General features: G+C 32.6%; 28 protein-coding genes, 2 tRNA genes and 1 pseudogene. 16 read left to right on the top strand and 15 right to left on the bottom strand.

Annotation, left to right across the window (positions count from 1 at the left end; all coding sequences use genetic code 11):
* Positions 1–93: 93 nt before the first annotated feature.
* The gene (hemC, locus tag A9601_RS11790) at positions 94–1,044 is read left to right on the top strand and encodes a hydroxymethylbilane synthase (RefSeq protein WP_011818004.1); all 951 of its coding nucleotides are present in this window, start codon (positions 94–96) and stop codon (positions 1,042–1,044) included.
* Positions 1,045–1,050: 6 nt separating this feature from the next.
* Here hemC and A9601_RS11785 read toward each other — a convergent pair whose 3' ends face one another.
* Positions 1,051–1,638, bottom strand: a complete 588-nt coding sequence (locus A9601_RS11785; protein WP_011818003.1) for an inorganic diphosphatase — start codon at positions 1,636–1,638, stop codon at positions 1,051–1,053.
* A 63-nt stretch (positions 1,639–1,701) separates the two neighbouring features.
* A pseudogene (locus A9601_RS11780) lies at positions 1,702–3,206 on the bottom strand (carboxypeptidase M32).
* A 108-nt stretch (positions 3,207–3,314) separates the two neighbouring features.
* On the opposite strand from A9601_RS11780, the gene A9601_RS11775 reads away from it, so the two are divergent.
* From A9601_RS11775 to A9601_RS11760, 4 genes are read left to right on the top strand one after another with little or no spacing between them, the layout of a single operon-like run.
* A complete protein-coding gene (locus A9601_RS11775) occupies positions 3,315–3,770 on the top strand; it encodes a secondary thiamine-phosphate synthase enzyme YjbQ (RefSeq protein ID WP_011818002.1) in 456 nt (151 codons plus the stop codon).
* A 36-nt stretch (positions 3,771–3,806) separates the two neighbouring features.
* A complete protein-coding gene (locus A9601_RS11770; RefSeq protein WP_011818001.1) occupies positions 3,807–4,097 on the top strand; it encodes a 4a-hydroxytetrahydrobiopterin dehydratase in 291 nt (96 codons plus the stop codon).
* Between the two features lie 29 nt (positions 4,098–4,126).
* Complete coding sequence (locus A9601_RS11765) at positions 4,127–5,278, top strand: CobW family GTP-binding protein (RefSeq protein WP_011818000.1); 1,152 nt, start codon at positions 4,127–4,129, stop codon at positions 5,276–5,278.
* A gap of 26 nt (positions 5,279–5,304) precedes the next feature.
* The gene (locus A9601_RS11760) at positions 5,305–6,843 is read left to right on the top strand and encodes an ABC transporter permease (RefSeq protein WP_011817999.1); all 1,539 of its coding nucleotides are present in this window, start codon (positions 5,305–5,307) and stop codon (positions 6,841–6,843) included.
* Here A9601_RS11760 and A9601_RS11755 read toward each other — a convergent pair.
* From A9601_RS11755 to A9601_RS11740, 4 genes are read right to left on the bottom strand one after another with little or no spacing between them, the layout of a single operon-like run.
* Positions 6,840–7,796, bottom strand: a complete 957-nt coding sequence (locus A9601_RS11755; RefSeq protein WP_011817998.1) for a lysylphosphatidylglycerol synthase domain-containing protein — start codon at positions 7,794–7,796, stop codon at positions 6,840–6,842. The genes A9601_RS11760 and A9601_RS11755 overlap by 4 nt on opposite strands.
* On the bottom strand, positions 7,793–9,025 hold the full coding sequence (larC, locus tag A9601_RS11750; protein ID WP_011817997.1) for a nickel pincer cofactor biosynthesis protein LarC: 1,233 nt from the start codon (positions 9,023–9,025) through the stop codon (positions 7,793–7,795). Before larC ends, A9601_RS11755 begins: the two co-directional genes overlap by 4 nt.
* A gap of 51 nt (positions 9,026–9,076) precedes the next feature.
* Entirely contained in the window at positions 9,077–9,676 is a 600-nt protein-coding gene (locus A9601_RS11745) for a hypothetical protein (protein WP_011817996.1), read from the bottom strand.
* 31 nt (positions 9,677–9,707) lie between these two features.
* On the bottom strand, positions 9,708–10,001 hold the full coding sequence (locus tag A9601_RS11740; protein WP_011817995.1) for a hypothetical protein: 294 nt from the start codon (positions 9,999–10,001) through the stop codon (positions 9,708–9,710).
* A 72-nt stretch (positions 10,002–10,073) separates the two neighbouring features.
* Here A9601_RS11740 and xth point away from each other — a divergent pair, with 72 nt between their 5' ends.
* Positions 10,074–10,919, top strand: a complete 846-nt coding sequence (gene xth / locus A9601_RS11735) for an exodeoxyribonuclease III (protein ID WP_011817994.1) — start codon at positions 10,074–10,076, stop codon at positions 10,917–10,919.
* A gap of 226 nt (positions 10,920–11,145) precedes the next feature.
* Positions 11,146–12,447, top strand: coding sequence for a glutamate-1-semialdehyde 2,1-aminomutase (gene hemL / locus A9601_RS11730; RefSeq protein WP_011817993.1), 1,302 nt, complete (start codon positions 11,146–11,148; stop codon positions 12,445–12,447).
* A gap of 71 nt (positions 12,448–12,518) precedes the next feature.
* Here hemL and A9601_RS11725 read toward each other — a convergent pair whose 3' ends face one another.
* The 5 genes from A9601_RS11725 to A9601_RS11705 all read right to left on the bottom strand — a co-directional run bounded on the left by A9601_RS11725 (position 12,519) and on the right by A9601_RS11705 (position 15,878).
* Positions 12,519–13,322, bottom strand: a complete 804-nt coding sequence (locus tag A9601_RS11725) for a prohibitin family protein (RefSeq protein WP_011817992.1) — start codon at positions 13,320–13,322, stop codon at positions 12,519–12,521.
* Positions 13,323–13,430: 108 nt separating this feature from the next.
* Positions 13,431–13,640, bottom strand: coding sequence for a hypothetical protein (locus tag A9601_RS11720; RefSeq protein WP_011817991.1), 210 nt, complete (start codon positions 13,638–13,640; stop codon positions 13,431–13,433).
* Between the two features lie 26 nt (positions 13,641–13,666).
* Complete coding sequence (locus A9601_RS11715; RefSeq protein ID WP_011817990.1) at positions 13,667–14,164, bottom strand: YajQ family cyclic di-GMP-binding protein; 498 nt, start codon at positions 14,162–14,164, stop codon at positions 13,667–13,669.
* 66 nt (positions 14,165–14,230) lie between these two features.
* On the bottom strand, positions 14,231–14,743 hold the full coding sequence (locus A9601_RS11710; RefSeq protein ID WP_011817989.1) for a hypothetical protein: 513 nt from the start codon (positions 14,741–14,743) through the stop codon (positions 14,231–14,233).
* A gap of 25 nt (positions 14,744–14,768) precedes the next feature.
* Complete coding sequence (locus tag A9601_RS11705; protein WP_011817988.1) at positions 14,769–15,878, bottom strand: phosphotransacetylase family protein; 1,110 nt, start codon at positions 15,876–15,878, stop codon at positions 14,769–14,771.
* A 155-nt stretch (positions 15,879–16,033) separates the two neighbouring features.
* Between A9601_RS11705 and A9601_RS11700 the strand changes: the two genes are divergently transcribed.
* Positions 16,034–16,753, top strand: a complete 720-nt coding sequence (locus A9601_RS11700) for an SDR family oxidoreductase (RefSeq protein ID WP_011817987.1) — start codon at positions 16,034–16,036, stop codon at positions 16,751–16,753.
* 3 nt (positions 16,754–16,756) lie between these two features.
* Here the strand turns inward: A9601_RS11700 and map are convergent, their stop codons facing one another.
* Positions 16,757–17,596: a type I methionyl aminopeptidase gene (gene map, locus A9601_RS11695; RefSeq protein WP_011817986.1), complete on the bottom strand. Its 840-nt coding sequence runs from the start codon at positions 17,594–17,596 to the stop codon at positions 16,757–16,759.
* Positions 17,597–17,691: 95 nt separating this feature from the next.
* Between map and A9601_RS11690 the strand changes: the two genes are divergently transcribed.
* The 6 genes from A9601_RS11690 (at position 17,692) to gltX (ending at position 20,530) form a co-directional block, all read left to right on the top strand.
* Positions 17,692–18,000, top strand: coding sequence for a PepSY domain-containing protein (locus A9601_RS11690; protein ID WP_011817985.1), 309 nt, complete (start codon positions 17,692–17,694; stop codon positions 17,998–18,000).
* A gap of 23 nt (positions 18,001–18,023) precedes the next feature.
* A complete protein-coding gene (rplS, locus tag A9601_RS11685) occupies positions 18,024–18,503 on the top strand; it encodes a 50S ribosomal protein L19 (RefSeq protein ID WP_011817984.1) in 480 nt (159 codons plus the stop codon).
* A 53-nt stretch (positions 18,504–18,556) separates the two neighbouring features.
* A tRNA-Trp gene (locus A9601_RS11680) sits at positions 18,557–18,629 on the top strand.
* A 35-nt stretch (positions 18,630–18,664) separates the two neighbouring features.
* Positions 18,665–18,859 (top strand): hypothetical protein, encoded by a 195-nt coding sequence (locus A9601_RS11675; protein ID WP_002807701.1) that lies wholly within the window; start codon positions 18,665–18,667, stop codon positions 18,857–18,859.
* Positions 18,860–19,008: 149 nt separating this feature from the next.
* Positions 19,009–19,082: transfer RNA gene (locus A9601_RS11670), tRNA-Asp, on the top strand.
* A gap of 17 nt (positions 19,083–19,099) precedes the next feature.
* Positions 19,100–20,530, top strand: a complete 1,431-nt coding sequence (gene gltX / locus A9601_RS11665) for a glutamate--tRNA ligase (protein WP_011817983.1) — start codon at positions 19,100–19,102, stop codon at positions 20,528–20,530.
* On the opposite strand, the gene A9601_RS11660 is transcribed toward gltX, so the two are convergent.
* The 3 genes from A9601_RS11660 to tsaD all read right to left on the bottom strand — a co-directional run bounded on the left by A9601_RS11660 (position 20,531) and on the right by tsaD (position 23,149).
* Positions 20,531–21,736, bottom strand: a complete 1,206-nt coding sequence (locus A9601_RS11660; protein WP_011817982.1) for a cation:proton antiporter — start codon at positions 21,734–21,736, stop codon at positions 20,531–20,533.
* 160 nt (positions 21,737–21,896) lie between these two features.
* Positions 21,897–22,073, bottom strand: coding sequence for a high light inducible protein (locus A9601_RS11655; protein WP_011817981.1), 177 nt, complete (start codon positions 22,071–22,073; stop codon positions 21,897–21,899).
* A 5-nt stretch (positions 22,074–22,078) separates the two neighbouring features.
* Positions 22,079–23,149 carry a tRNA (adenosine(37)-N6)-threonylcarbamoyltransferase complex transferase subunit TsaD gene (tsaD, locus tag A9601_RS11650; RefSeq protein ID WP_011817980.1) on the bottom strand — a complete coding sequence of 357 codons (1,071 nt, stop codon included), beginning with the start codon at positions 23,147–23,149 and terminating at the stop codon, positions 22,079–22,081.
* 74 nt (positions 23,150–23,223) lie between these two features.
* Here tsaD and A9601_RS11645 point away from each other — a divergent pair, with 74 nt between their 5' ends.
* Both A9601_RS11645 and psaJ read left to right on the top strand, forming a co-directional pair.
* Complete coding sequence (locus A9601_RS11645; RefSeq protein WP_011817979.1) at positions 23,224–23,778, top strand: photosystem I PsaF protein (subunit III); 555 nt, start codon at positions 23,224–23,226, stop codon at positions 23,776–23,778.
* Between the two features lie 28 nt (positions 23,779–23,806).
* Positions 23,807–23,941, top strand: a complete 135-nt coding sequence (psaJ, locus tag A9601_RS11640) for a photosystem I reaction center subunit IX (RefSeq protein WP_011862490.1) — start codon at positions 23,807–23,809, stop codon at positions 23,939–23,941.
* Positions 23,942–23,943: the final 2 nt, after the last annotated feature.

Below are 23,943 nucleotides of genomic sequence, written 5' to 3'. Positions count from 1 at the left end.
AGTTAAGTATAATAATTAGCTTTAAAAACTGGCAAAATAATAGCTTAAAATAAATTCGACTTAATTTTTAATTCAAACTCAAAATAATATTTAATGACTAATTTTAAGCTAAAAATAGCTAGTAGAAGAAGTAAGCTAGCAATGGTTCAAACTTTATGGGTTAAAGATCAACTAGAAAAAAATATTCCCAATTTAGAGGTATCTATAGAAGCCATGGCAACTCAAGGTGACAAAATCCTTGATGTAGCCTTAGCAAAAATAGGCGACAAAGGCTTATTTACAAAAGAGCTTGAAGCACAAATGCTCGTAGGCCATGCAGATATAGCAGTACATTCTCTAAAAGATTTACCAACCAATTTGCCTAATGGACTTAAATTAGGATGCATTACAAAAAGGGAGGATCCTGCAGATGCTTTAGTAGTAAACAAGAAAAATGACTGTTATAAATTAGAAAACTTACCTGAAGGTTCGATTGTTGGAACAAGCTCTCTAAGAAGACTTGCACAATTAAGAAATAAGTACCCACATCTTGTTTTCAAAGATATCAGGGGAAATGTTATTACAAGAATTGAAAAATTAGATGCAGGAGAATTTGATTGTATAATTCTTGCGGCCGCTGGTTTAAAGAGATTAGGCTTTGAATCAAGAATTCACCAGATTATCCCAAGTGAAGTTTCCCTTCATGCCGTTGGCCAAGGAGCACTAGGCATTGAATGTAAATCTGATGATAAAAAAGTTTTAGAAATTATAAGTATCTTAGAAGATAAACCCACCTGTCAAAGATGTCTAGCAGAAAGGGCTTTTTTAAGAGAGCTTGAAGGTGGATGCCAAGTCCCAATAGGTGTGAATAGTAAAATTCAAAATGAACAACTTTGCCTTACTGGTATGGTTGCATCTCTTGATGGAGAAAGGCTTATTAAAGATCAATATATTGGCGATATTAATGATCCCGAAGAAGTAGGCAAAGAACTAGCTAAAAAATTAAAGCAGCAAGGTGCCGAAGAAATACTAAGCGAAATATTTAAAAAATTTAGAGAAAAATAAAATTAGTTAATTTACTAATTTAGGATCAATTTCTATTTTGTATCTCTCTTCACAATCTTTAATCACTTTAACAGCTTCTTCTATCCCAAAAAAACCATTGACAGTACATGTTCCTGGTTTTTTTAGATCTTTGTAGTGCTCCCAATAATACTTTGTTTCTTTTAACCAATGATCTCCAAGGTCTTCATAACTTGAGATATGATCCATTCTTTTATCATCTGCTAGAACCGCTATTACCTTATCATCGACCTCTCCACCATCATCAAATTTCATCACCCCAATAATCCTTGCTTCCACAATAGATCCGGGTATCAATGGCTCAGTTACCCCAACAATTTCTACATCAAGCGGATCTCCATCTTCATCCCATGTCCTTGGAATACATCCATAAGCAAAAGGATACGCAAGTGATGAATAACCTACCCTATCAAGTTTAAGATGGCCCGTTTCTGTAATTAATTCATATTTATTTATGGTATTAGAGTTCAATTCAACAATAGTGTTTATTATTGTATTTGAGCTATCAGTGAAAGCATTTAGTATGTGCAATAAATTTGGAGTAACCCTGCTTGGGGGCTGATTTAGATTTGCCATCAGGAAATTATTTTTATTTATCTTACATCCTTACACCTAACCAAATTCTTCAAAAGTAATGTTTCAGCAAAAATCATTTATTTTAGACCTTAAATGATTAATAAAATAGTTTGGCGATAGTTCTTCATTAGTTACAGCTCTTACCAACTGCATACAATTAACTGATCTGCCATATTTATGTATATTATTTTTTAACCAAAAGATGATCTTTTGATATTCACCATTTTCAATTAAGTTGTCAATCAAACCTATGTCTCTTTCCATTTGAGAAGATATTTGCGCACTTATAACATGTCCTAACAAATATGAGGGGAAATATCCAAACGCCCCCTCACTCCAATGAACATCTTGAAGACAACCTTCTGAATCATTAGATGGTCTAATTCCTAGGAATTCATCATATCTTTTATTCCATTCTGTTGGAATATCTTCAGCAGGTAACCCTCTTTCAATTAAATCTATTTCAAGTTCGGTTCTTATTAATATGTGTAAGCCATAAGTCAATTCATCCGCTTCAACCCTATTTAATCCTGCTTCCAAATGATTAATCGATTTCCATAGCTCTAAATAATTATCAAGAGAACATCCAGCCGAAACAAATTTGTTAAAAAATCTTTTTGAAAAAGATTTAGATTTTACTATTCTATTTTCCCAAAATAAAGATTGACTTTCATGAATACCCATAGAGGTTGCTTGACCTAAAGGCCAAGCAAACCATTGATGACTTTGAGATGGCAAACCCTGCTCATAAATAGAATGCCCCCACTCATGCGCAGTTGCTAAAAAACTTGATAATGGTTCACCTTCAACAATTCTTGTAGTAATCCTGTAATCATTAGGCCCTAATGTAATCGAAAAAGGATGGGGAGATTTACCAACAACAACTAGATCTTTATCTCTGCCAAACTCATCAAGTAATTGAGTACATAAATTATGTTGAGATTCTGGACTCAAATCCCAATGATATTTCTTAGATTTATTAATAACTCTAATCAACTCTGGGAGAGTTTCTTTCAAAGGCTGAAACATTTTATTCAGCCACTTTAAAGTTAATTCAGGCTCAAAGGGTTGGGCTAAAGTTTCCCATGGTGAATATTGATCTGATGTTTGTTTTGCCTCTTCAATCCGCAATTTAACTAATTCTTTAAAGAAAGGGAGAAAAATTTTAAAATCTGATTTTTCCTTAGCTTCTTGCCAGCTTTCATACCCTTTAGATTTTGCCTTTGCTAGAGACTCAACTAATTTAGGATCTAAATTTCTTTCTCTATTAAATTCCTTCAATAAAAGACTAATATTTCTTTCTTTATCTTTTATGAGAAGTTGATTATCGGATTTCGTTCAATATCTGCTAGTTCATTTTTAGCAGATTGTATTAAATTAGAAAATTCCTCGGAAGAATTTCTTTCGTGCAATACTTTTGCAATATAAGTAAGTTGTTCAGACCTCCAAGAAGCACCTTTCTTTGGCATTCCAGTATTCTGATCCCAATAAAGTGTATTTTGGATTGAACCTAATATTTGTGTTTCTTTAAGGTAAGCACCTAGTTTATTCCAATGAGTATCAGCCAAAGATTTAAATGGAAATTAAATTTATCTTAAGATAAAAATTTTAATGTCTGCAGTAAAACATGTATCTTTATCCATAATAGGATATCGATTAATTAAGTTTTAACTTATATGGAACAAATATTTTCAAAATTAAAATTCATAACCAATGGCGAGGGTTTTATTGATATCACATATGATTTAAATTTATGTGTTGAAAAAAATAATTTTCATTCCGGAATTTTAAATTTAACTTCACTTCATACAAGTTGCAGTTTAACTATTAATGAGAACGCAGATCCCAATGTACTGAGGGACCTAAAAAAGTATATGCAATCTATAGTCCCCTATAATTCCTACTTAACCTTATCAAAAAATAGAGAAGAAATATCCTATAAACATTATCAAGAAGGGGCTGACGATATGCCAGCACATATTAAAACATCCCTAACAAACACTTGTTTATCTTTGAGTTTTCAAGACGGTAAAATTATGCTTGGCACATGGCAAGCAGTTTATTTATGGGAACATCGATTTGATCAAAAAGAAAGAATCATTAATGTACATATAATTGGTGAGAAAACGTAAGATATTTATAATGTAATAAGTCAGATTTCTTATTTAATGGAACCCTACATTTTGCAAGATGAAGAATTGAATGAATTAGTTGTCAAAATACCTGGCTGGGAAATTAAATCTAAACAAATCCAAAGAGAATTTAACTTCGCTAATTTTATTGAAGCCTTTGCTTTTATGACTAAGGTTGCTTTAATCTGTGAAAAATATAATCATCATCCTAACTGGGAGAATGTTTATGCAAAAGTAATAATTAAATTAAATACACATGATCTGGGAGGTATTACGAATCTGGATCAAACATTAGCTTCGGAAATCAACAAAATTTTCGATCAATAAAAATATAAACTTGTTTTCAACTATTCAAAATGTCTAAAAATTTATTGCCAGTTACAATTATTAGTGGATTTTTAGGTTCTGGCAAAACTACACTACTAAATCATATTTTAAAAAATCAAGTTGGTATTAAAACAGCTGTTCTAGTCAACGAATTTGGAGAAATCGGAATAGATAATGACTTAATAATAGAAGGCTCAGAAGATATGATCGAATTAAATAATGGATGTATATGTTGCTCTATCAATGGCGAGTTATTAAATACCGTATCCAAAGTTTTAGAAAGAGCTGAAAAATTAGACTATTTGATTGTTGAAACAACTGGATTAGCAGATCCATTACCAGTAGCCATGACTTTTGCGGCTGGTGATCTTAGAGAAAAAGTAAGATTAGATTCGATAATCACTGTCATTGATGGCGAAAATTTTGATTTTGAAATTAATAATACAAGTATCGCCTATTCTCAAATTTTATACGGAGATATCCTTCTTCTTAATAAATCTGATTTAGTAAATGAAAAACAATTAAAGAAAATAGAAGAGTTTATAAATAAAATAAAAAAAGAACCAAGGATTTTGAGATCAACTAATAGTGAAGTTGCATTACATACAATAATGAGCGTGGGTCTATTTGAGACGGATACTTTTGAATTCGAGAAAAATAAAAAAAATATAGAACAAAATTCCCACGATCACTCTTCTCATTCCCACGATCACTCTTCTCATTCCCACGATCACTCTTCTCATTCCCACGATCACTCTTCTCATTCCCACGATCACTCTTCTCATTCCCACGATCACTCTTCTCATTCCCACGATCACTCTTCTCATTCCCACGATCACTCTTCTCATTCCCACGATCACTCTTCTCATTCCCACGATTTGATCAATAATATCGAGGGTTTTACCTCAGTTTCATATGAGACATTTGAACCATTTTCTTTAAGGAAGTTTCAATATTTCTTAGATAATCAAATCTCAGAAAATGTATTTAGAGCAAAAGGAATATTATGGTTTATGGAAAGTGAAAGAAAACACATTTTTCACCTATCTGGAAAGCGGTTTTCTCTAGATGATGAGGAATGGACAAAAGAAAAATCTAACAAGATAGTATTAATTGGGAAAAACTTAGATCACCAAACTATTAAAAATCAACTGTCATCATGTAGATTTAATTCAGATTAGAGTTCATATTAGGATTTAATTATTTTTTGAAAATACTTATTAAAGGATTTAAAAAAGCATTAACCGAATTAAAACTTTTTTATTTTACTTCGTTTATTGTCGCATTTTTAGTAATCATTCCAATTTCCAATTTTCTTCTTGAAGGAGTTCAATATGTTGTAAGTGGTAATTTTTCATTAGGTATTGCTGGGGCAGAAGAGATATTAGAAACTTTAAAAGTTTTAGTACTAACAAGTTTTTTTGGAGGAGGATTAGGCACTTTAAATGGATGGTTACTTTCAAATTGTGATTTTAAGTTCAGAAAAGTTCTCCGTATTTGTCAACTCATTCCACTAGCCGCCCCAGCATACCTAATGACAGCTGTTTTGCAGGATTTAGGAAGTATTTTTGGGTATCAAGTAACCGGTTTATGGTGGGGCGTATTAATACTTTCAATTTCTACTTATCCATATGTATTCATTCTTGCTAACGAAAGTTTTAATAAATTTGGAGTTAATCAAATCAATGCTAGTAGAGGACTAGGAGTTGGGCCATGGAGGAGCTTCTTTAAAATCGCTTTTCCAATGGCGTTACCAGCACTAATAACAGGGATAAGTTTAATGTGTATGGAAGTAATGAATGAGTTAGGTACATTTGCTTTATTAAATATTCCAAGTATTTCTACAGGTATAGCCGAAAATTGGATAATTGAGGGTAATCCAAAAAGTGCTATTGGACTATCTTTGGTAGCTTTATTAATAATTTTTACTTTAATTATTTTTGAAAAAATCTCGCGAAGAAAATCAAAGAGGTGGAGTGAAAATCCTGCATCAAAAGATTCTCAAGGGTGGGAATTAAAAAAAACAAGAGCTTTTTTAGCAATAACAATATCTTTATTCCCTCCAATTTTCTCTTTTGGAATTCCATGTTTTTGGGTTCTGCTCAATATCGATCAAATTCAAAAAGGGTTATCGATAGAATTACTTACCCTATCATTCAGGACCATAAGTCTAGGATTATTTACAGCATTAATAACGATGTTATTCTCTTTAATAATTTCCTTAGCAAGACGTCCGAATAAAAGCTTATTACTAGGACTTATAACAAACCTTGCGGGAATAGGTTACGCAATTCCGGGTACTGTATTAGCTTTGTCTTTAATAAGCATTTCTTCTTCAAAATTCAATTTCATTGCTATTTGCTTGCTGATTTGGGGTTATCTTGTTCGATTTTTAACTATTTCTAAGGGTTCTATTGATTCAAGTCTTGAGAGAATTTCTCCTAGTATTGATGAAGCTGCACTTGGACTAGGAGAGAATTGGCCAGGAATCATCAAAAGAATTCATCTACCTCTTCTTCAAGGACCAATATTTGTAGGATCACTTTTAGTTTTTGTAGACACGATAAAAGAATTACCCATAACTTTTATTTTGAGACCATTTGATTTTGATACATTATCTGTGAGGATATATCAATATGCTGGAGATGAAAGAATGGTAGAGGCGATATTACCAGCCATTTTTATCATGACTTTAGGCCTTATTGCATCAATTACATTGATACCAAGCTTAGAGAAAAAAAACTAAATTCTTTTAGAAAATTTTCTTATTAAGAAAGGTAGGCTTAAGAACAAATCTGCCGAGGTAGATATAACCCTATAATAAACTAAGCTAATAAGAATTACATTTTGTGGAATACTTTTGCCCACAAATAAAAGGAGGCAAGCCTCAAAAACCCCAAGTCCTCCTGGAGCTGCTGGGACTACCAAGCCTAAAGACCATGACAAAGAAAAGATTACCAATAAAAATATAATGTTCAGATTATTAGTTGTATAAAAGGCATTTAAGCAAATATAAAAACCAACAAATTTAGATAAAACAAAACCAATTTCAAGTAATAAAGCTCTAGTAGGGAAAAAAGAAATTATATTTATTCTCTCTGCAAAATGGTCCTTTGAATTTGGAAGTCTCAAAACCTCAAATACTTTTCCTTTAAGAAGCCCTATTCTTTTTAAAATAAGATAAACTAATTTCCTATTTAAGAATACTAAAGGAGAAATTAAAAAAAAATAAAGTGGTGAAAAAATCAATCCAACCGATGCCAAGAGAAAAGATCCACTCAACATAAAATAAGGTTCTATGAGCGTCGAATATAAAGCAATCTTTGGATTACTTATTTTTTTTATAAAATTAAATCTTTCAACAAAATGCCAAACCCCTCCTGGAACATATTTAAGAATATTAGTTAAAACATAAAAAGAGATTAGGTTATTACTTTTAAATTCTTTCCCGAACCATTTAACAATATATTTCCATGCATAAGCGTTCAAGTAAATACTTAAAACACAAAATAAAAATGATAAGAATAGATTAATTCCATTTCTTTCTAAATTAATATCAAAAGAAATTCGATCAATATTATCAAAAAAATAGATGCAAAAATATAACAAGCTTGAAATAAAGAAAATACTCTTTAAATTACCAAAATTAATTTTTTTAATGAATTTCAAATATTGTTGCTTACTTATATTAAATCTCATTTCCAGTTTTCAAATGCTTTAAATTTTTCACCTGATTCTTTTATTATTGTTCTTATTTCGTAAGTTGATATTTTATGCTCTAGTTGTAATCTCAAAACCTCATCATTTTCTGGTTTCGTAATTATTGATCCATCTGGTTTCAAAGTTTGTTTAACTTTTATATTTCCAAAAGTAGTTGAACATTCTCCTCTGCGTCTAAGTAATATCCATCTAGATTGGGTCCTTTCACGAACCCCAATAGTGTTGGAATAATCAAACCATAATCTCCTAAAAAACTCTTTTTTCTCTATGGGCAAGATTACTTGAATAGAAAATCCAATTCTATTTTTTTTCATATTGATAGCTTGATAGGAAACGTCGTAAGCTCCCTCAATTCTAAGTTTCTCCACAAAATTAGATATATCTTCAGGTGTTTGGTCATCAATCCACGCTTCTTGAATAGATATCTCTTCACACTTTGGACTAATTTGTTCATTATCGTTAATAGGAAAATTCTCAAATGAAGTAATTTTATAAACTCTTACCAAATTAGGGAATGTAAATTTTAGATTACCAATGCCGACTCCATAGGATTTAATAGAATATTTTGAGGGAGGTTCAAGATAATCGACTAAGTTAGCAAGTAAAGCAATACCAGTTGGTGTTGAGAGTTCACCCTCTATTGAGTTAAGGCTTGATAAAACCTTGATATTTTTTTGCCTTATTAGCTCTATTACAGCAGGAGGTGGAACAGATAATTTACCATGTTCAGTTTGAACAAAACCTTTCCCCAGCATTGGTTGATTACAATAAACCCTTTTTGGATTTAAGTAATTCAATGCAGCACATACTCCAATTATATCCACCAATGAATCTAAAGCTCCAATTTCATGAAAATGAACTTCATCAGATTTAATGCCATGAACTTTTCCTTCCGCAATTGCTAAAGATTCAAATACTTCATAAATTATTTTTTTTAATTTCTCTTCTAAGTCGCCATTTAAAATAAGTTTTTTGATACTTCTCCAAGTTCTATTAATAGGACTACTGTCAGTATTATTAACCTTTGCCTTGATGCCTCGGATTGAACAACTTTTTGATTCCTTAAAGTCTAGTTGATATAGATCCTTTAATCCAAGATCAATAAGTGGCTGATCAATAACTTTTTTAGGCACTCCTAAATCATAAAAAGCTCCTAACAACATATCTCCAGAGATACCTGGAGAACATTCAATTAAAATATCATCCATAAATCAAAGATTTTTAACTGGTAAAATTGCGGTGAAAATCAACCTTTCATTCTAGTTATTTTTAGAAAGATTTTTTTCAATCACTTCGTACTTAATTAATTGCAAAGAATTTCCATCTCTGTTGATATCTAAACTGACAAAACTATGCACAAGCTCAAGAGAAAGCTCTCCTTTTATAACTAATTTAAAATTTTTATTTTTTAAATTTTTTGATTTTACAGCAGGGCAGATTTTAATAACAATTTCTTTCTTTTGAGTGTTAACAAAAACTAATTCTCCTCTAACAGAAAAATAATTGTCTTTTAGATCTAATTCTTCTAATAATTTGGAGAAGTTAGTTTTTGAAGAATCATTAGGGAAATCATTCAGTTGATAGGGATCCCATATCCCTGCGACCTGTAAATGCAAGTTTTGAGTATTTTTATTCTTTGGATAAACAATCCAATAATAACTTTTCTTTAAATCAATATGCTTTTTTAAAAGTGATAATGCTTTACCAAGAACTACTGTTTCAATTTTTTCTTCTTTATTGTCAATTAAAAATCCTCTATTTAATTGATCATTACTAAGGGGAGTGAATTTACCATTAATAATACCGATTGCTCTGTGCTGTAATTGGTTAGTAACTTTTGGGATAGGGTTTTTTAACATATTAAAAATTTGAAAATAACAATTTATCGTATTAAATTTCTTGATTTTCCTTCAAACTATTAAAAGACCTTAACGCATCGTCAATTGCATCAGAAGGATCAGTCGCATCATTCATACTATTCTGTCTCCGAATCATTTCCACAAGTTCAAAAGGATTAGTTGGAAGAGCTGAACTATCATCTTCTGTTTTAGTTGAGGTATCGATTTCTAATTCTTCAAATAAATATTCAGCATTTAGACAATCACTTTTTAAGGATATTAATAAAGTAAAAAAAATTACAACCGAAATTGGTTTAGAAACGCTTTTGCAAAAATAATTTTTCATTTTATTTGATTTCAAAATTCTTTAAAGCCAAAAATTTTTTGCTATTTTAATTTTACATAATTTGGGAGAAATTTGTTAATAGCAACTTGGAATGTTAACTCTATAAGAACCAGACTTTCACAAATATTAGATTGGATTAATAAATCCAATCCAGATATTCTATGTTTGCAGGAAACAAAAGTGGTGGATGATAATTTCCCTATTGAAGCTTTTGAAAAATTAGGATATTCAGTAGAGATTTACGGACAGAAATCATACAATGGTGTGGCTATTATTTCCAAAATAAAGCCAGAAAATGTTAAAAAAGGATTCTACGGTTGTAATGACACTAATCAAAATATCGAAATTTTCCTAGATCAAAAAAGATTGATTTCTGCAGATATTAATGGTATTAAAATCATAAATGTCTATGTTCCAAATGGATCTTCTCTAGATTCTAGTAAGTTCGAATACAAAATTAATTGGTTAAATTGTTTAGCTTCATTTTTAGATGATCAAGAAAAAAAAGGAGCATTAATTTGTCTAATGGGTGATTTTAATGTTGCTCCATCTAACTTGGATATTCATGATCCAAAGAAATATGAAGGAGGAATAATGGCATCTGAGATAGAGAGAAGTGCACTAAATAATGTTCTGAAAAAAAGATTAATAGATTCGTTCAGGATTTATGAACAAAATACTGGCCATTGGAGTTGGTGGGATTACCGTAATAACGCATTTGAATTAAATAAAGGTTGGAGAATAGACCATATATATATCAGCAAAGAACTGTCATCAAAACTTAAAAGTTGTGTCATAGACAGCTGCCCTAGAGGTAATTTACGCCCAAGTGATCATGCCCCAGTAATGATAGATCTTAACTTAAACGAAATAAATGCAGATTTTTTTGAGGATGAGGATAATTTCTTCGAAATATAAATGAAATAAATTGAATTTCTTTAATGTCTGAAAACGCTTATTAATAAAGAGTTATCGTAAGTAAGATTGTTTTTTATCATGATTTCTTTAAAATTAATAATTTACAATCCAAACTATCGCAATAAAAATATCATAATGTAGAATTTCATTCTGATTGACAAAATTTTTACTTATTTCTAATTTAGAACATGACAAGATTTTTCTCAAAACACCATTTAGCTAAATTGTGACTGACATATTAAATTACACAAAATCTGAAGAAATTTTCTCTGCAGCCCAGCAACTAATGCCAGGAGGAGTTAGTTCTCCAGTGAGAGCTTTTAAATCTGTAGGTGGCCAGCCAATTGTTTTTGACAGAGTCAAAGGTCCTTTTGCTTGGGATATTGATGGGAATAGATATATTGACTATATAGGAAGCTGGGGGCCGGCTATATGTGGACATGCCCACCCTGAAGTTACAACGGCATTACAGGAAGCGATTGAGAAAGGGACAAGCTTTGGTGCTCCATGCGTTCTAGAGAACAAACTTGCTGAAATGGTAATAGATGCAGTCCCGTCTGTAGAAATGGTTAGATTTGTTAACAGTGGAACTGAAGCATGCATGGCTGTTTTGAGACTCATGCGAGCATTTACTGGAAGAGATAAAGTTATTAAATTTGACGGTTGCTATCACGGTCATGCGGATATGTTTTTAGTGAAAGCAGGATCTGGTGTAGCCACTTTGGGTTTACCAGATTCTCCAGGTGTTCCACGGACAACAACTGCCAACACACTTACTGCACCCTACAATGACCTTGAAGCAGTAAAAAAATTATTTTCTGAAAATCCTGATGCCATATCGGGGGTTATACTCGAGCCTATAGTTGGAAATGCTGGATTCATTACTCCAGAACCTGGTTTCTTGGAAGGATTAAGGGAATTAACCACTGAGAATGGATCCTTATTAGTTTTTGACGAAGTAATGACTGGATTTAGAATAAGTTACGGAGGCGCTCAAGAAAAGTTTGGGGTTACTCCTGATTTAACCACCCTTGGCAAAGTAATTGGCGGAGGCCTACCTGTTGGAGCTTATGGGGGTAAGAAAGAAATAATGTCAATGGTAGCGCCTTCAGGACCTGTATACCAAGCAGGAACTTTAAGTGGCAATCCACTCGCAATGACTGCTGGAATAAAAACTCTTGAACTGCTCAAACAAGATGGTACTTACGATAAACTTGATTTAATAACTTCAAGATTAATTGAAGGGATAATTCAGTCTGCAGAAAATAATGGTATCGCTATCAACGGTGGAAGTGTAAGTGCTATGTTTGGATTTTTCTTATGCGATGGGCCTGTTAGGAACTTTAATGAAGCAAAAACAAATGATGCCGAACTTTTTGGTAAGTTGCATAAAGAAATGCTTCGACGAGGAATTTACCTAGCGCCAAGTCCCTTCGAAGCTGGTTTCACATCACTAGCTCACAGCGAAGAAGAAATTGATAAAACTATCGAGGCTTTTGATGAATCTTTCAATGCAATAAAAAAATAATCATCTACTTATCTTTCTTTAAAGAAAGATAAGTAAATGATTAAAACTTTAGAATAATTATATTTAAATAATTATCTTCTACCACCAACTATTACTGGAGGAGAACCTCCTTCTGAACCTGGCAATCCAGGAACAACTTGTGTACTACCATCCCATTTGTCGAGAAATAATTTGAAAAGTACCTGATCGTCGAGACTTCTATTTAATGTTTCATATCTAAGTGCTTCTTGTTCTGCAATTTCAACTTCTGTCTTTGCTCTGAGTAATTGCTGACCAGCTATTTGCTTTTGTTCAATAGCAGCTCTATATTCTTCAGCGATCTCTAATCCAGTTAGATCTAAACTTTTAACATCTACGTAATCGAATGAATTAAGTTCTTGTGCAACAGTATCTCCTACTTTCTCAGAAATCACTGCGAATTCAGTAGCAATTGTTTCTAGCTCATATTGAGAAAAAACTGATTTAAGAGCTTTTAGCAAAGATGGCTGAACAATTTTTTGATAAACATCGCTATTTCTGCTTGCAATAGTAGCGAAAATCCTTCCTGCTTCGTTAGGTTTTACTGAGTACTTAACAGTAGCGGTAGCTCTAATAACTTGAAGATCTTTAGTTAAAGTTTCAAATTTTTCAGGTTGAACTTGAGTTTTTATATCAAATGGATATACAGACTGAATAAATGGAAGTTTAAAGTTTAAACCAGCTCTCCTAGAGGGTCCACTTACTTTCCCTAATGTTGTAACAACTGCAACTTGTCCTGAAGGCACAACAAAAAGAGATTGGGTAAGTAAAAGAAAGCCAGTAAAAGACAATACAATCAAAAGAGTTGCTGTCCCACCAGGACCTGTTGGTGTGACATTTTTAAAGGATGTTGACATTAAATTTTTTCTTTTAATTAATCATATTTAAATAGACTAATTAGTGCATTAATAAGACATTTAATTAAAATATTTTTTTAATAATTGTGAATTTAAATACAGATATTTTTAGTGAATATTTGATTTAAATTCTTGCAAAAGTTCTAAATAAAGATCCTCATCTATCTCCCTTATGTCATATTCAGAGGGTAAAACACCATGCTTATGCTCATGTACCGCCATCCAACAAAATTTCTCTATTTCTCCTTTTGAAAAACGAGGATATTCTTTTACCTTCTTAATGAGTGATTTAATGAGAGATTCTGAATGATCTGCCATATTCTTAAAATAACCCTACTAAAATATTATCTAAAGTTATTAGCTTTTAGAGGAATGTTCAAAGACTCTTCCAACTCACTAACAAGCTTAATTGCTAATTGAAGATCATTTTTGCTCTTACTAGCTACTCTGAGAGTTTCTCCATTGATACTGACATTAATTTTTTTTATTTGATCTCTTATATTTTTACTAATTTTCTTTGCAATTTCTTGTTTAATTCCTTGTTTTAATAAAATTGTCTGTTTGATTCTATTACCGCTAACCATTTCAGTTTCACCGTAGTCAAATATTTTCAAAGATAAGTTTCTTTTTATTGCCTTTTGTCTAATTATGTCATTTACAGCATTTAAGGTTAGTTCGCTATTGGTGATTATAAAGATATTTTCTTTATCTAATTCAACCGAAGTATCCGTACCCTTCAAATCGTAACGCTGAGAAATTTCCCTTTTAACTTGATCCAAAGTATTGACTAATTCTTGTCTATCAAAATCAGAAACTACATCAAATGAAAAACTTTCTGCCATAGTAAATTATTATACGCTAAATATTATTAGCATAAATCATCTTTTATTAAGGGGAAATGGGTTAATTTAATCAAAAAATAACAAACTAACCACTTTGCCCATTTCTTCAGCACATCTACAACTATTTAGCAAAGTTTCACTATCGTGAAAGGCAAAGCATATTAATTGATCGCACCTAGTAATAATTTCTTGATTACAAAGACTACTTGCAAGTGGCAAAGGTAATTCATCATTTTCACTTTTTTCAACCAAATGCATAACCCTCTCAAGTTGGTCCTTTATTTCAGGAATTTGTCTATCAAGACTTTGTGGTAATAAAACAGTTAATAATGATGGATTAATATCTAAGACCGCTCGAATAACAGCTGCATTAACACCTTGAGATCCAGACGTAAGGATATTATGTCCTTCCTCTGCTAACGACCTTGCTATCAACTCAATTAAGTGGATATCTACGACCGGCACGTGTCTACTACCTAAAAAAGCAATTCTCCTTTTCCCATTATCTTGGAGTTTTGCAAGTTCTTGAGCTAAGGCATCAACACCTTCAGTTGCTGGTAGATCTAAAGAGCGACTCAAAATAATAAAGTTCCTATATTTGAAATTAGCATTTATCTGAAAAATTGCAGGGAAAATCTATCTTTTCGAGAATTCTTTTTAGATTTACATGCTCTTGAACTAATTGAATAGCATAAGAAGCTTTAATTGATTCATGTATTCTGACATGACCAAAAGCTTGTTCAATAATTTCCACAGAGGAAAGAGTATCTAATTCCACCTTTAAAATTGGCACCTCCAATTCCTCCGCTCTATGAATCAATTGTGACAAAGGATCTCCTAAACCAGTTAAAATAAGGCATTGAGTTGAAGCCTCCAAAGCAGCAAGTTGGATATCAGTTCTATCAGCTCCAGTAACTACAGCCATATTTCGTCTTCTCCTGAAAAATTCCATTGCAGAATTTACCCCCATTGCACCAATGCTTAATGTTTCAACAAGCAATTGATCTTTTTCAGGGCAACAAATTACTTGGGCATCTAGTCTTCTTACAAGCTCGCCTACGGTGACACTTCTAAGAAGTGGGGATTTAGGCATCACTCCAAACACCTCAATATCCAGATCTTTAAGAGAGGGTATTATTTCATTTTTTACTTTTTCGAGTTCTTGCGGCAAAACTCCATTTAATACAACTCCAGCCAATTTATCACCTAATTGTTTTTTCGCATCAAGTAATGAATCCACACTTTTACAATCTTCCCATAAATTTACAATTAAAACTTTCGCATCTAAATCCTTAGCTAGTTGTGGGAGACTTAATCCATAAATCATACCCTCATGAAGACTTCCGGCTGCCTCTAAAATATTAAGACCTTCAAAATCATCATTAACCAATTCTTGAATCTGATCAAAACCTTTTCCTGGGAGTAAGTCTTTATTGAAGATTCTTTTTTCAGCTGAGATATTATCCAATAACCCTACTGAAGAAATTAAATTCTCCTCTTCGATATTAAGCGTTGATCCAATAAACTTAACATCATCATCTATTAATCCTTCATAAGACATTGAGGGAAGATTTGTAAGTTCAATACACGTTGCTAAAGGTTTTCCAATGCGTACTTTTTTTTTCTTCTGTAAAAGTTTTTTTGCTATCCCAAGAACCATTGCAGACTTACCACTAAATGGCTCACATGAGCCGATTAATAATATATCGCTCATAATTTAGTAAATTATTTATTAATAGGTTTAAGATAATATTTTTTTCAGAACTAAACAAATATTTATTTATGAGTTTTAATCAAATAAAAAAATAAAATAGTCTTTTTTTGGTAAATTTATTTTAATTCTTTGGTATATCATAAAAATCAAGCAAAATGATAAATCTAACCAAAAACGAAAAAACCATAGGGATTACTGGAGCCTCAGGTGCGCTAGGGAAAGAATTAACAAAGTTGTTTCGTCAAAAAGGATATAAAGTGATTGGATTTACTCATAGTAAAACTAATTATGAAATAAATCTTGAATCTCCAAATGAATGGATTACATGGGAATGTGGGAAGGAGTCGTCATTAAAAAAACAATTAGAGCATATAGACATTTTGATTTTGAACCATGGTATCTATGATTTGAGTAGAGAAAATTCTAATTATGAAAACTCAATTGAGATAAATGCACTAAGCAAATTCAAATTTTTAAATTTATTTGAAGATATTGCTCTAAGCAATGATTCACAAACAAAAAAAGAGATTTGGATAAATACATCTGAAGCAGAAATATTACCCGCCCTAAATCCATCATATGAGATTAGTAAATCCCTTATCGGTCAATTAGTTTCTTTCAAAAAAAATCTACTGGATAAAAATACAAAGAAAAAATTAATAATTAAAAAAATCATCTTAGGGCCTTTTAAATCAGAATTAAATCCTCTCGGAATAATGAGTCCCAAATTTGTTTCTAAAAAAATTTATGATCTAGCCAATTCAAAAAATTATTTAGTAATAATTAGTCCAAACCCTTTAACATATGTACTTTTCCCATTGAAAGAATTTTTTAATTATTTATATTGCCAAATTATCTATAAATATAAATCTTAGTGCCTAGAAATCTCGATCTGTCAATATTTCAATACCATCTTTTAAAACAACTATTGTATGCTCCCATTGGGCAGATAGTTTTCCATCTTTTGTTATTACGGTCCATCTATCATTTAGTGTTTTGCAAAATTTAGTCCCTTCATTAACAATAGGTTCCACCGCTAATGTCATTCCTTCGCGAAGGACGACGTTAGGCAATTCTTTGGTCCGAAAATTAAATACCGATGGTTCTTCATGAAGATTTCGTCCAACTCCATGACCTGTGTAGTCTTCTACAACACTAAAGCCATTTTTTACGACAACGTCTTCGATTTCCCCAGCCACATCAAGAAGTGTATTCCCGGCTTTGATTTTCGAAAGGCCCGCATACAATGCTTTAAAAGCTACATCACTAAGTTTTTGAGCCTTTGGACTAACTTCTCCTACACAAATTGATATACAACTATCTCCATGGAAACCATCTAAATATGCCCCTGTATCAATTTTAACCAAGTCACCATTTTTAATTATTTTATTTTTACTTGGAATACCGTGGACAACCTCATTATTAATACTAGAACAAATACTAGAAGGGAATCCATGGTAGCCCTTGAAACTTGGCACAGCTCCAAAACTTTTTATCCTCTTTTCCGCGAAATCATCTAAATCTTTTGTACTCATTCCAGGTTTAATTAAGTCATTAATTTCTCTCAAAACGGTAGCTACAATTCTGCTAGATTTTTTCATCAAATTTATTTCCCGTGAAGACTTTATCTCGATTCCTCTTCTCCTCTGAATAAAAGGAACTTGATCATTAGCTTTGGAATTATTTTTATTTAACAAAAGATCTGCAAAATGTCTCATTGGAATAAATAATAGTAATAAGTAAATATCTTCAAAATAGCCTTTATGATCTTGGCTACCTTAAATCTATCAATAACAATAGGAAAGAAACGAAAATGAAAACTTTATTTAATTCTAGGCAATTTCATAAGGCTTTGGCGCCCTGGATTTTTCTTCCATTATTTATATCTTCAATTACTGGTCTTCTATATAGGGTTTCAAAAGATTTACTGGGTTACTCTAAAGAACAAGTTCATTGGTTAATGTCTCTCCATGAGGGCGAATGGCTTGGAGATAATGGAGAACTTATATACGTAATATTTAATTCCCTTGGAGTTTTATGGATGCTCGTCACAGGATTCCAAATGTTTTCAAAAACAATTTCATTTACCAAAAAGGTTACTAAAGGCGAGACAAAAGGTTAAGATATAGAACTTGTAGGATAATAATGACCAAAATGGCCAAAGAGAAACAAGAGAAGGATTTAGAAACCGGTATTAAAGCTGAGGCATCAGTTGATGTAGCAGTTGAACAAAAAGAAAAAAATACGGTTTCTGAGACTAAGCAAACCTTAAGCGCATCCAATCTTATTAGGGAATTTGAGAACGAACAATTAAAAAAAGAATTACCAGAAATTTATGTTGGTGACACTGTTAAAGTTGGAGTGAAAATTACAGAAGGTAATAAAGAAAGAGTCCAACCTTATGAAGGCGTTGTCATAGCAAAAAGACATGGAGGAATTAACCAGACTATTACAGTTAGAAGAATTTTTCAGGGTATAGGCGTTGAAAGAGTATTTATGCTACATAGTCCACAGGTTGCCTCTCTAAAAGTTGAACGTAGAGGTAAAGTAAGAAGAGCTAAGTTATTCTATCTGAGAGATAGAGTAGGAAAAGCTACTCGCGTTAAACAACGCTTTGATCGATAAAGTTGTAAATTAATCAACCTATTGGTCACAAAGGCGCTTATAATCATTTAAATGCGTCGTTAGTTCAGTTGGTAGAACGCAGGTCTCCAAAACCTGATGTCGGGGGTTCAAGTCCTCCACGACGCGTTTGATCAACATTATGTAAATTATTTTTTCATAAGATGGAGTTAGATCTTCAACCTGGGGACGTAGTAAAAGTCCTCGAATCAGCAGCTTTAGGATGGGTTCGTGCAAGAGTCATCAGAGTTAAATCTGGTGGGAGAGTTGTCGTACAAAGTGACCAAGGCAGAGAATTTACTGCTAGAGGCAATCAAGTTAGGTTGATAGAACCTGCTGGTTTTAGACCTCAAAAATAAATAGTTACATACACTAAGGCAGTTAAAAAACTAATTATTTCTGTAAATCCTCAAATTAATAAATTTTTTTTATTACAACCCCATAAATTAAGTATTATGATCTGATAATTTTAAGAATGAAGTTCTAAATAAATTTAGAACAAAACTCTGGGACCGTAGTTCAACTGGTTAGAGCACCGCCCTGTCACGGCGGAAGTTGCGGGTTCGAATCCCGTCGGTCCCGTTTTTTCTAAAAGAAATTTGGAAAAACGTTTAAGACTAGCCCCGAGTCCAACGGGTTTATTTCATATTGGGACAGCGCGAACAGCACTATTCAATTGGTTGTATGCACAAAAAATAGGTGGAAAATTTCTTATCAGAATAGAAGATACAGATTTTCTTCGATCTAAATCTGAATATACAAAAAATATATTACAGGGCTTGAAATGGCTTGGACTTAAATGGGATGAAGAACCTATAAAGCAAAGTGACAGAATTTCGATTCACAAAAGTCATATCAAAAAACTATTAGAATGTGGAGCTGCATATAGGTGCTTTACATCAGAAGATGAAATATCTGAATTAAGAGAAGAACAAAAAAAGAAAGGATTACCTCCAAAGCATGATAATAGACACAGAAGTCTTTCAAAAGAAGAAATAGAAACATTCATATCCCAAGGGCGGACTTCAGTAATAAGATTCAAGATTGATGAAAAAATTGTTATTAAATGGATAGATCAGATAAGAGGCGAAATCAAATGGCAGGGGAAGGATTTGGGCGGTGATTTAGTTTTATCAAGAAGGGCCAAGGGATATGAGATTGGCGATCCTTTGTATAATCTTGCAGTTGTAGTTGATGATAATTTCATGAATATTACTCACGTCGTAAGGGGTGAAGACCATATCTCGAACACTGCAAAACAAATATTGATTTATAACGCATTAAATTTTAATTTGCCAACTTTTTCGCATACACCCTTAATACTAAATAGCGAAGGGAAAAAATTATCGAAGAGAGATTGCGTTACTTCAATCGATGAATTTAGAGAAATGGGATATTTACCTGAGGCCCTATCGAACTATATGGCATTTTTAGGTTGGTCTCCAAAAACTGCCGACAGAGAAATACTTTCACTTGAAGAGATATCTGAAATTTTTGACTTATCAGAAATAAATAAAGCTGGAGCCAAATTTAGTTGGGAAAAACTCAACTGGATTAATTCTCAATACATAAAAAATATGGAATCAATAAAGTTAGTTGAGATCATGAGAACTTACTGGGATGAAAATGGTTGGGAACCGCCATCTCAAGAATGGGCTAATAAGTTAGCAATTTTGATTAGAGACTCTATGACTCTTTTAAAAGATTCAATTGATCAATCTAAACCATTTTTCTTAATACCTACAATTCAAAAAGAAGGTCAAGATTTTCTGGAAAATCGGGAAAGCAAATTATCTTTAAAACTAATCTTAAATTATTTAATTGAGAAAAATACTATAAAACTAAATAAAGAGAAAGCCAAAGAAATAATAAACGAAATCTCAAAAAAGCATAATATTAAAAAAGGGATATTAATGAAATCATTAAGAGTAGCCTTTTTTGGATCTCTCATTGGGCCAGATTTAATTCAAAGTTGGGAGCTTTTCGCAGAGAGTAAAACTGATAGAACTCGAATTGAAAGATGTCTTTAATCAATCAAAATTATTTTTTTGGCCTAATTTAAGTCTATTCACCAAAGGTTTAGCTGAAAGTCCTTGTATTCCTACCGTCATCAAAATAGTAAGAAAAACTAAACCTTGAAGACGGCCAGCCCCAAGGATACCAGCCTGCTCTAATCTGATAGAAAAAAGAGAAGCTACAGCTGCAGTAACAATACCTCTTGGGGCTAACCAGGCTAAAAATATTTTTTCTTTTAAGTTCAAGTCTCTCCCCATTGTTGCTATCCAGATAGAGATAGGGCGAACAATTACCATCAACATAAAAACGCAAACAAACCCTCCCCACCCTAGCGGACTTAATTCACCCCAAGAAACGTCAGCAGCCAAAAGAGGGAAAAGAACTGTTATTGCTAATTGAGCTAATTCACCTATTAGATTATCCAATCTCTCCTTATCTATAACTTCTCTTTTGCCTACAATAAAACCTGACGCGACTGAAGCCGGCAAGCCTGATTCTGGTAAAAAATATTCACAAATTCCATACACAAGAAAAATAAATCCAAGGGTAACTTGAAGCTCTATACCAAATGAGGCTTCATTTTTTATTTTTTTTAAAATTTCTGATAATAACCATCCTGCATTTAATCCGATTAAAACTCCTCCTCCTAATCTTTGCATTAATGCTATAAATACATCGTTAATCCCACGAAGATCCCCTAAAGTCAATTCTAAAAGCAGTAATGCTAGTACTGCACCAATTGGTTCAAGCAGCAACCCCTCAGCTTTTAAAACTTCCGAGAGTGGGGAAGCTAATTTTATTTGTTCCACTAATGGAGAGACAACTGTTGGTCCAGTAGCTAGAACTATGGCACTATATATTCCTGCGACTTGCCATGAGAGGCCAGCCAGCCAATGAGCAATGAAAATTCCAGCTGATAATGAAATAAAAAGTCTTACCAATGAAATTTTTAAAACAGTATTTCTTATATTCCCCTCAGGAAGTTTTAAATTTAATCCCCCTTCAAAAAGAACCAAACAGACCAAAAGCCCCACAATAGTTTCAAGCCCTTGCCCGAGATCTAAAGGCTCAACAAGTCCCAGTCCTGATCTTCCAATTAATAATCCAGAAAGCAATAAAATAACAACACTTGGGAATCCTGTAAAAGAAGAAAATAATCGAGCGCAAGCGCCTGCAAATACAGTTATCCCCCAAAGTAATCCAAGCCTTTCAGGCGTCATATAAAATTATAAATAATAAAAACATTCATTATTTTGATTAAATCAATAATCTTATCTCTAGTCCAATAAAAACAATACTTTTTAATTTAATGCATCGGCTGAACAAGAGTATTTTAAAAAATTCTTTCAAAAATACTTTTAAGAAAATTAATTTTTTCTATTAAGAAAACTTGCTTATTAAAGCAATAATTATAAAAATAATTCCTATACCAACAGTTGCCATCCTGCCATTCCATATTTCAGCTTGAGGGGTAAAACCTCTTTTCCACAAATTCAATTCCTTTTTATCAACGAAGTTTTTTGTCTCATTAATCTCGATTTTAGGTTGTTTGTTCATTAAAATTAGAAAGGAGGGGTTTCTTCATAAAGGTTATCTGCTTGTTCAATTGATAGTCTTCCTGCGACACCTAATTTAAGAGAACTAAAATGATCCTTAAATTTGATTCTGAACAACGCCGCTGCTCCAATCATTGCCGCATTATCTGTACAAAGATCAAGAGGGGCTAAATGAACTTTAATAGATTTTTTACTAGCTTCACTAATCATCATTTTTCTTAATGTATTGTTAGCAGCCACTCCCCCAACCACAACTACAGTATCCAAGCTATGATCTTGTGCGCATTTTATTGTTCTATCTACCAAGACCTCTGCCACTACTCTCTCAAAACTTGCAGCAATATCTGGAATTGGAACGGTCTTCCCAGTCAAGTTTATTCTCTCAACTAATCTTAATACGGCAGTTTTTAAACCACTAAAAGAGAAATCATATTTAAGAAATCCACCTTTTTTATCAGAGATCTTACATTTTGGTAAATTAAATTTCATTGGGTCCCCATTTTTAGCAATCTTTTCAATTGCCGGTCCTCCTGGATAACTAAGACCTAATAGTCTGCCAACTTTATCAAAGGCTTCTCCAGCAGCATCATCAAAACTTTTCCCAAGTCTTTGCATCCCCCTACTATCATCTACCTTTATCAATTCAGTATGCCCGCCACTAACAAGTAATGTCAGAAAAGATTTCTTTGGATAGTTTTCTGAAAATAGAATTGAAGATAAATGCCCCTCCAAATGATGAATTCCCAAAAATGGTTTTGAATGTAACATGCAAAGTGATCTTGCAGTTATAGAGCCAACTCGTAAACAACCAACTAATCCAGGAGCTACAGTTGAAGCAATATAATCGACTTCCTCAATTTTAATTTTTGCTTCTTCTAGAGCCTTATCTAAAACAAAAGGTAATAATTCTAAATGCTTTCTAGCTGCAAGTTCAGGCACAACTCCTCCCCATTTTGAATGATCTTCAATTTGAGAGGCAATTATATTTGAATGTATTCTGAAAGTATCGCCAATATTAGAAACTATTGAGACAGATGTCTCATCACAACTTGTTTCAATAGCTAAAACTTTATGCATTTTTGATTCAACTTGTTCTATTTTAATATTAATTTCTTACTTAACACACCATAAGGAATTAAAGATTGCAACTTATGAAATTCTTTTTTTCAATCATAACCTCAGTTTTTCTGTTCCTCGGAATTACTCCAATTGCTCTAGCTGCAAATGGGCCTGCCTTAAACGCAGATAGAGCTAGCACAGAATATACCGCTTCAGCCCTCACAAAATGCTCTGAAAATCCTAAATTCATTGAGAGAGCAAATTCTGCAACAACTCAAAAAGACATAGCAAGATTTGAAAGATATGGAAAAGCATCATGCGGAGATGATGGTCTTCCTCATTTAATAATTGGACCTCCTCTTGAGCCATGGGGGGCCCTTCTAAATAGAGGTCATGAAGGAGATTTACTTATTCCCGGAGTATTGTTCATTTACATTGCTGGAATTATAGGTTGGTCAGGAAGAGAGTATCTCATTGAATCAAAAAAGACTAAGAATCCAGCAGATCTTGAGATCATTATTGACCTAGACTTAGCCAGAAAATGTCTTGTAAAAGGAGCCCAATGGCCGCTTCTTGCTAATAAACAAGGTAGAAATGGAGATTTAAGAGAGAAAGATAACAATATTACACTTAATGGTCCTCGCTAAACATCCTTAAAAAACTTTCATAAAACAAATGTTCAAAATTCTAAACACAAAATTTGTCAGATCTGCTCCAGTGGTAGCAGCAATTTGGCTAAGCCTTACAGCTGGAATAATTATTGAATTTAATAGGTTTTTCCCAGATTTATTATTCCATCCAATGAGTTGATA

The sequence above is a fragment of the Prochlorococcus marinus str. AS9601 genome, assembly GCF_000015645.1.
Lineage (GTDB): Bacteria > Cyanobacteriota > Cyanobacteriia > PCC-6307 > Cyanobiaceae > Prochlorococcus_A > Prochlorococcus_A marinus_O.
The sequence above is the reverse complement of the archived record's forward strand: the minus strand, read 5'-3'. Positions and strand labels throughout refer to the sequence as shown.

Excerpts from the sequence above, each read along its gene's own strand:
- A9601_RS11705 (WP_011817988.1), bottom strand. The coding sequence starts at position 15,878 with ATGAGCGATATATTATTAATCGGCTCATGTGAGCCATTTAGTGGTAAG.
- A9601_RS11770 (WP_011818001.1), top strand. The coding sequence starts at position 3,807 with ATGGAACCCTACATTTTGCAAGATGAAGAATTGAATGAATTAGTTGTC.
- A9601_RS11740 (WP_011817995.1), bottom strand. The coding sequence starts at position 10,001 with ATGAAAAATTATTTTTGCAAAAGCGTTTCTAAACCAATTTCGGTTGTA.
- A9601_RS11690 (WP_011817985.1), top strand. The coding sequence starts at position 17,692 with ATGAAAACTTTATTTAATTCTAGGCAATTTCATAAGGCTTTGGCGCCC.
- A9601_RS11765 (WP_011818000.1), top strand. The coding sequence starts at position 4,127 with ATGTCTAAAAATTTATTGCCAGTTACAATTATTAGTGGATTTTTAGGT.
- A9601_RS11755 (WP_011817998.1), bottom strand. The coding sequence starts at position 7,796 with ATGAGATTTAATATAAGTAAGCAACAATATTTGAAATTCATTAAAAAA.
- A9601_RS11720 (WP_011817991.1), bottom strand. The coding sequence starts at position 13,640 with ATGGCAGATCATTCAGAATCTCTCATTAAATCACTCATTAAGAAGGTA.
- psaJ (WP_011862490.1), top strand. The coding sequence starts at position 23,807 with ATGTTCAAAATTCTAAACACAAAATTTGTCAGATCTGCTCCAGTGGTA.
- A9601_RS11660 (WP_011817982.1), bottom strand. The coding sequence starts at position 21,736 with ATGACGCCTGAAAGGCTTGGATTACTTTGGGGGATAACTGTATTTGCA.
- A9601_RS11745 (WP_011817996.1), bottom strand. The coding sequence starts at position 9,676 with ATGTTAAAAAACCCTATCCCAAAAGTTACTAACCAATTACAGCACAGA.
- rplS (WP_011817984.1), top strand. The coding sequence starts at position 18,024 with ATGACCAAAATGGCCAAAGAGAAACAAGAGAAGGATTTAGAAACCGGT.
- map (WP_011817986.1), bottom strand. The coding sequence starts at position 17,596 with ATGAGACATTTTGCAGATCTTTTGTTAAATAAAAATAATTCCAAAGCT.
- tsaD (WP_011817980.1), bottom strand. The coding sequence starts at position 23,149 with ATGCATAAAGTTTTAGCTATTGAAACAAGTTGTGATGAGACATCTGTC.
- A9601_RS11700 (WP_011817987.1), top strand. The coding sequence starts at position 16,034 with ATGATAAATCTAACCAAAAACGAAAAAACCATAGGGATTACTGGAGCC.
- A9601_RS11775 (WP_011818002.1), top strand. The coding sequence starts at position 3,315 with ATGGAACAAATATTTTCAAAATTAAAATTCATAACCAATGGCGAGGGT.
- larC (WP_011817997.1), bottom strand. The coding sequence starts at position 9,025 with ATGGATGATATTTTAATTGAATGTTCTCCAGGTATCTCTGGAGATATG.
- A9601_RS11785 (WP_011818003.1), bottom strand. The coding sequence starts at position 1,638 with ATGGCAAATCTAAATCAGCCCCCAAGCAGGGTTACTCCAAATTTATTG.
- A9601_RS11715 (WP_011817990.1), bottom strand. The coding sequence starts at position 14,164 with ATGGCAGAAAGTTTTTCATTTGATGTAGTTTCTGATTTTGATAGACAA.
- A9601_RS11725 (WP_011817992.1), bottom strand. The coding sequence starts at position 13,322 with ATGTCAACATCCTTTAAAAATGTCACACCAACAGGTCCTGGTGGGACA.
- A9601_RS11655 (WP_011817981.1), bottom strand. The coding sequence starts at position 22,073 with ATGAACAAACAACCTAAAATCGAGATTAATGAGACAAAAAACTTCGTT.
- A9601_RS11645 (WP_011817979.1), top strand. The coding sequence starts at position 23,224 with ATGAAATTCTTTTTTTCAATCATAACCTCAGTTTTTCTGTTCCTCGGA.
- A9601_RS11675 (WP_002807701.1), top strand. The coding sequence starts at position 18,665 with ATGGAGTTAGATCTTCAACCTGGGGACGTAGTAAAAGTCCTCGAATCA.
- hemC (WP_011818004.1), top strand. The coding sequence starts at position 94 with ATGACTAATTTTAAGCTAAAAATAGCTAGTAGAAGAAGTAAGCTAGCA.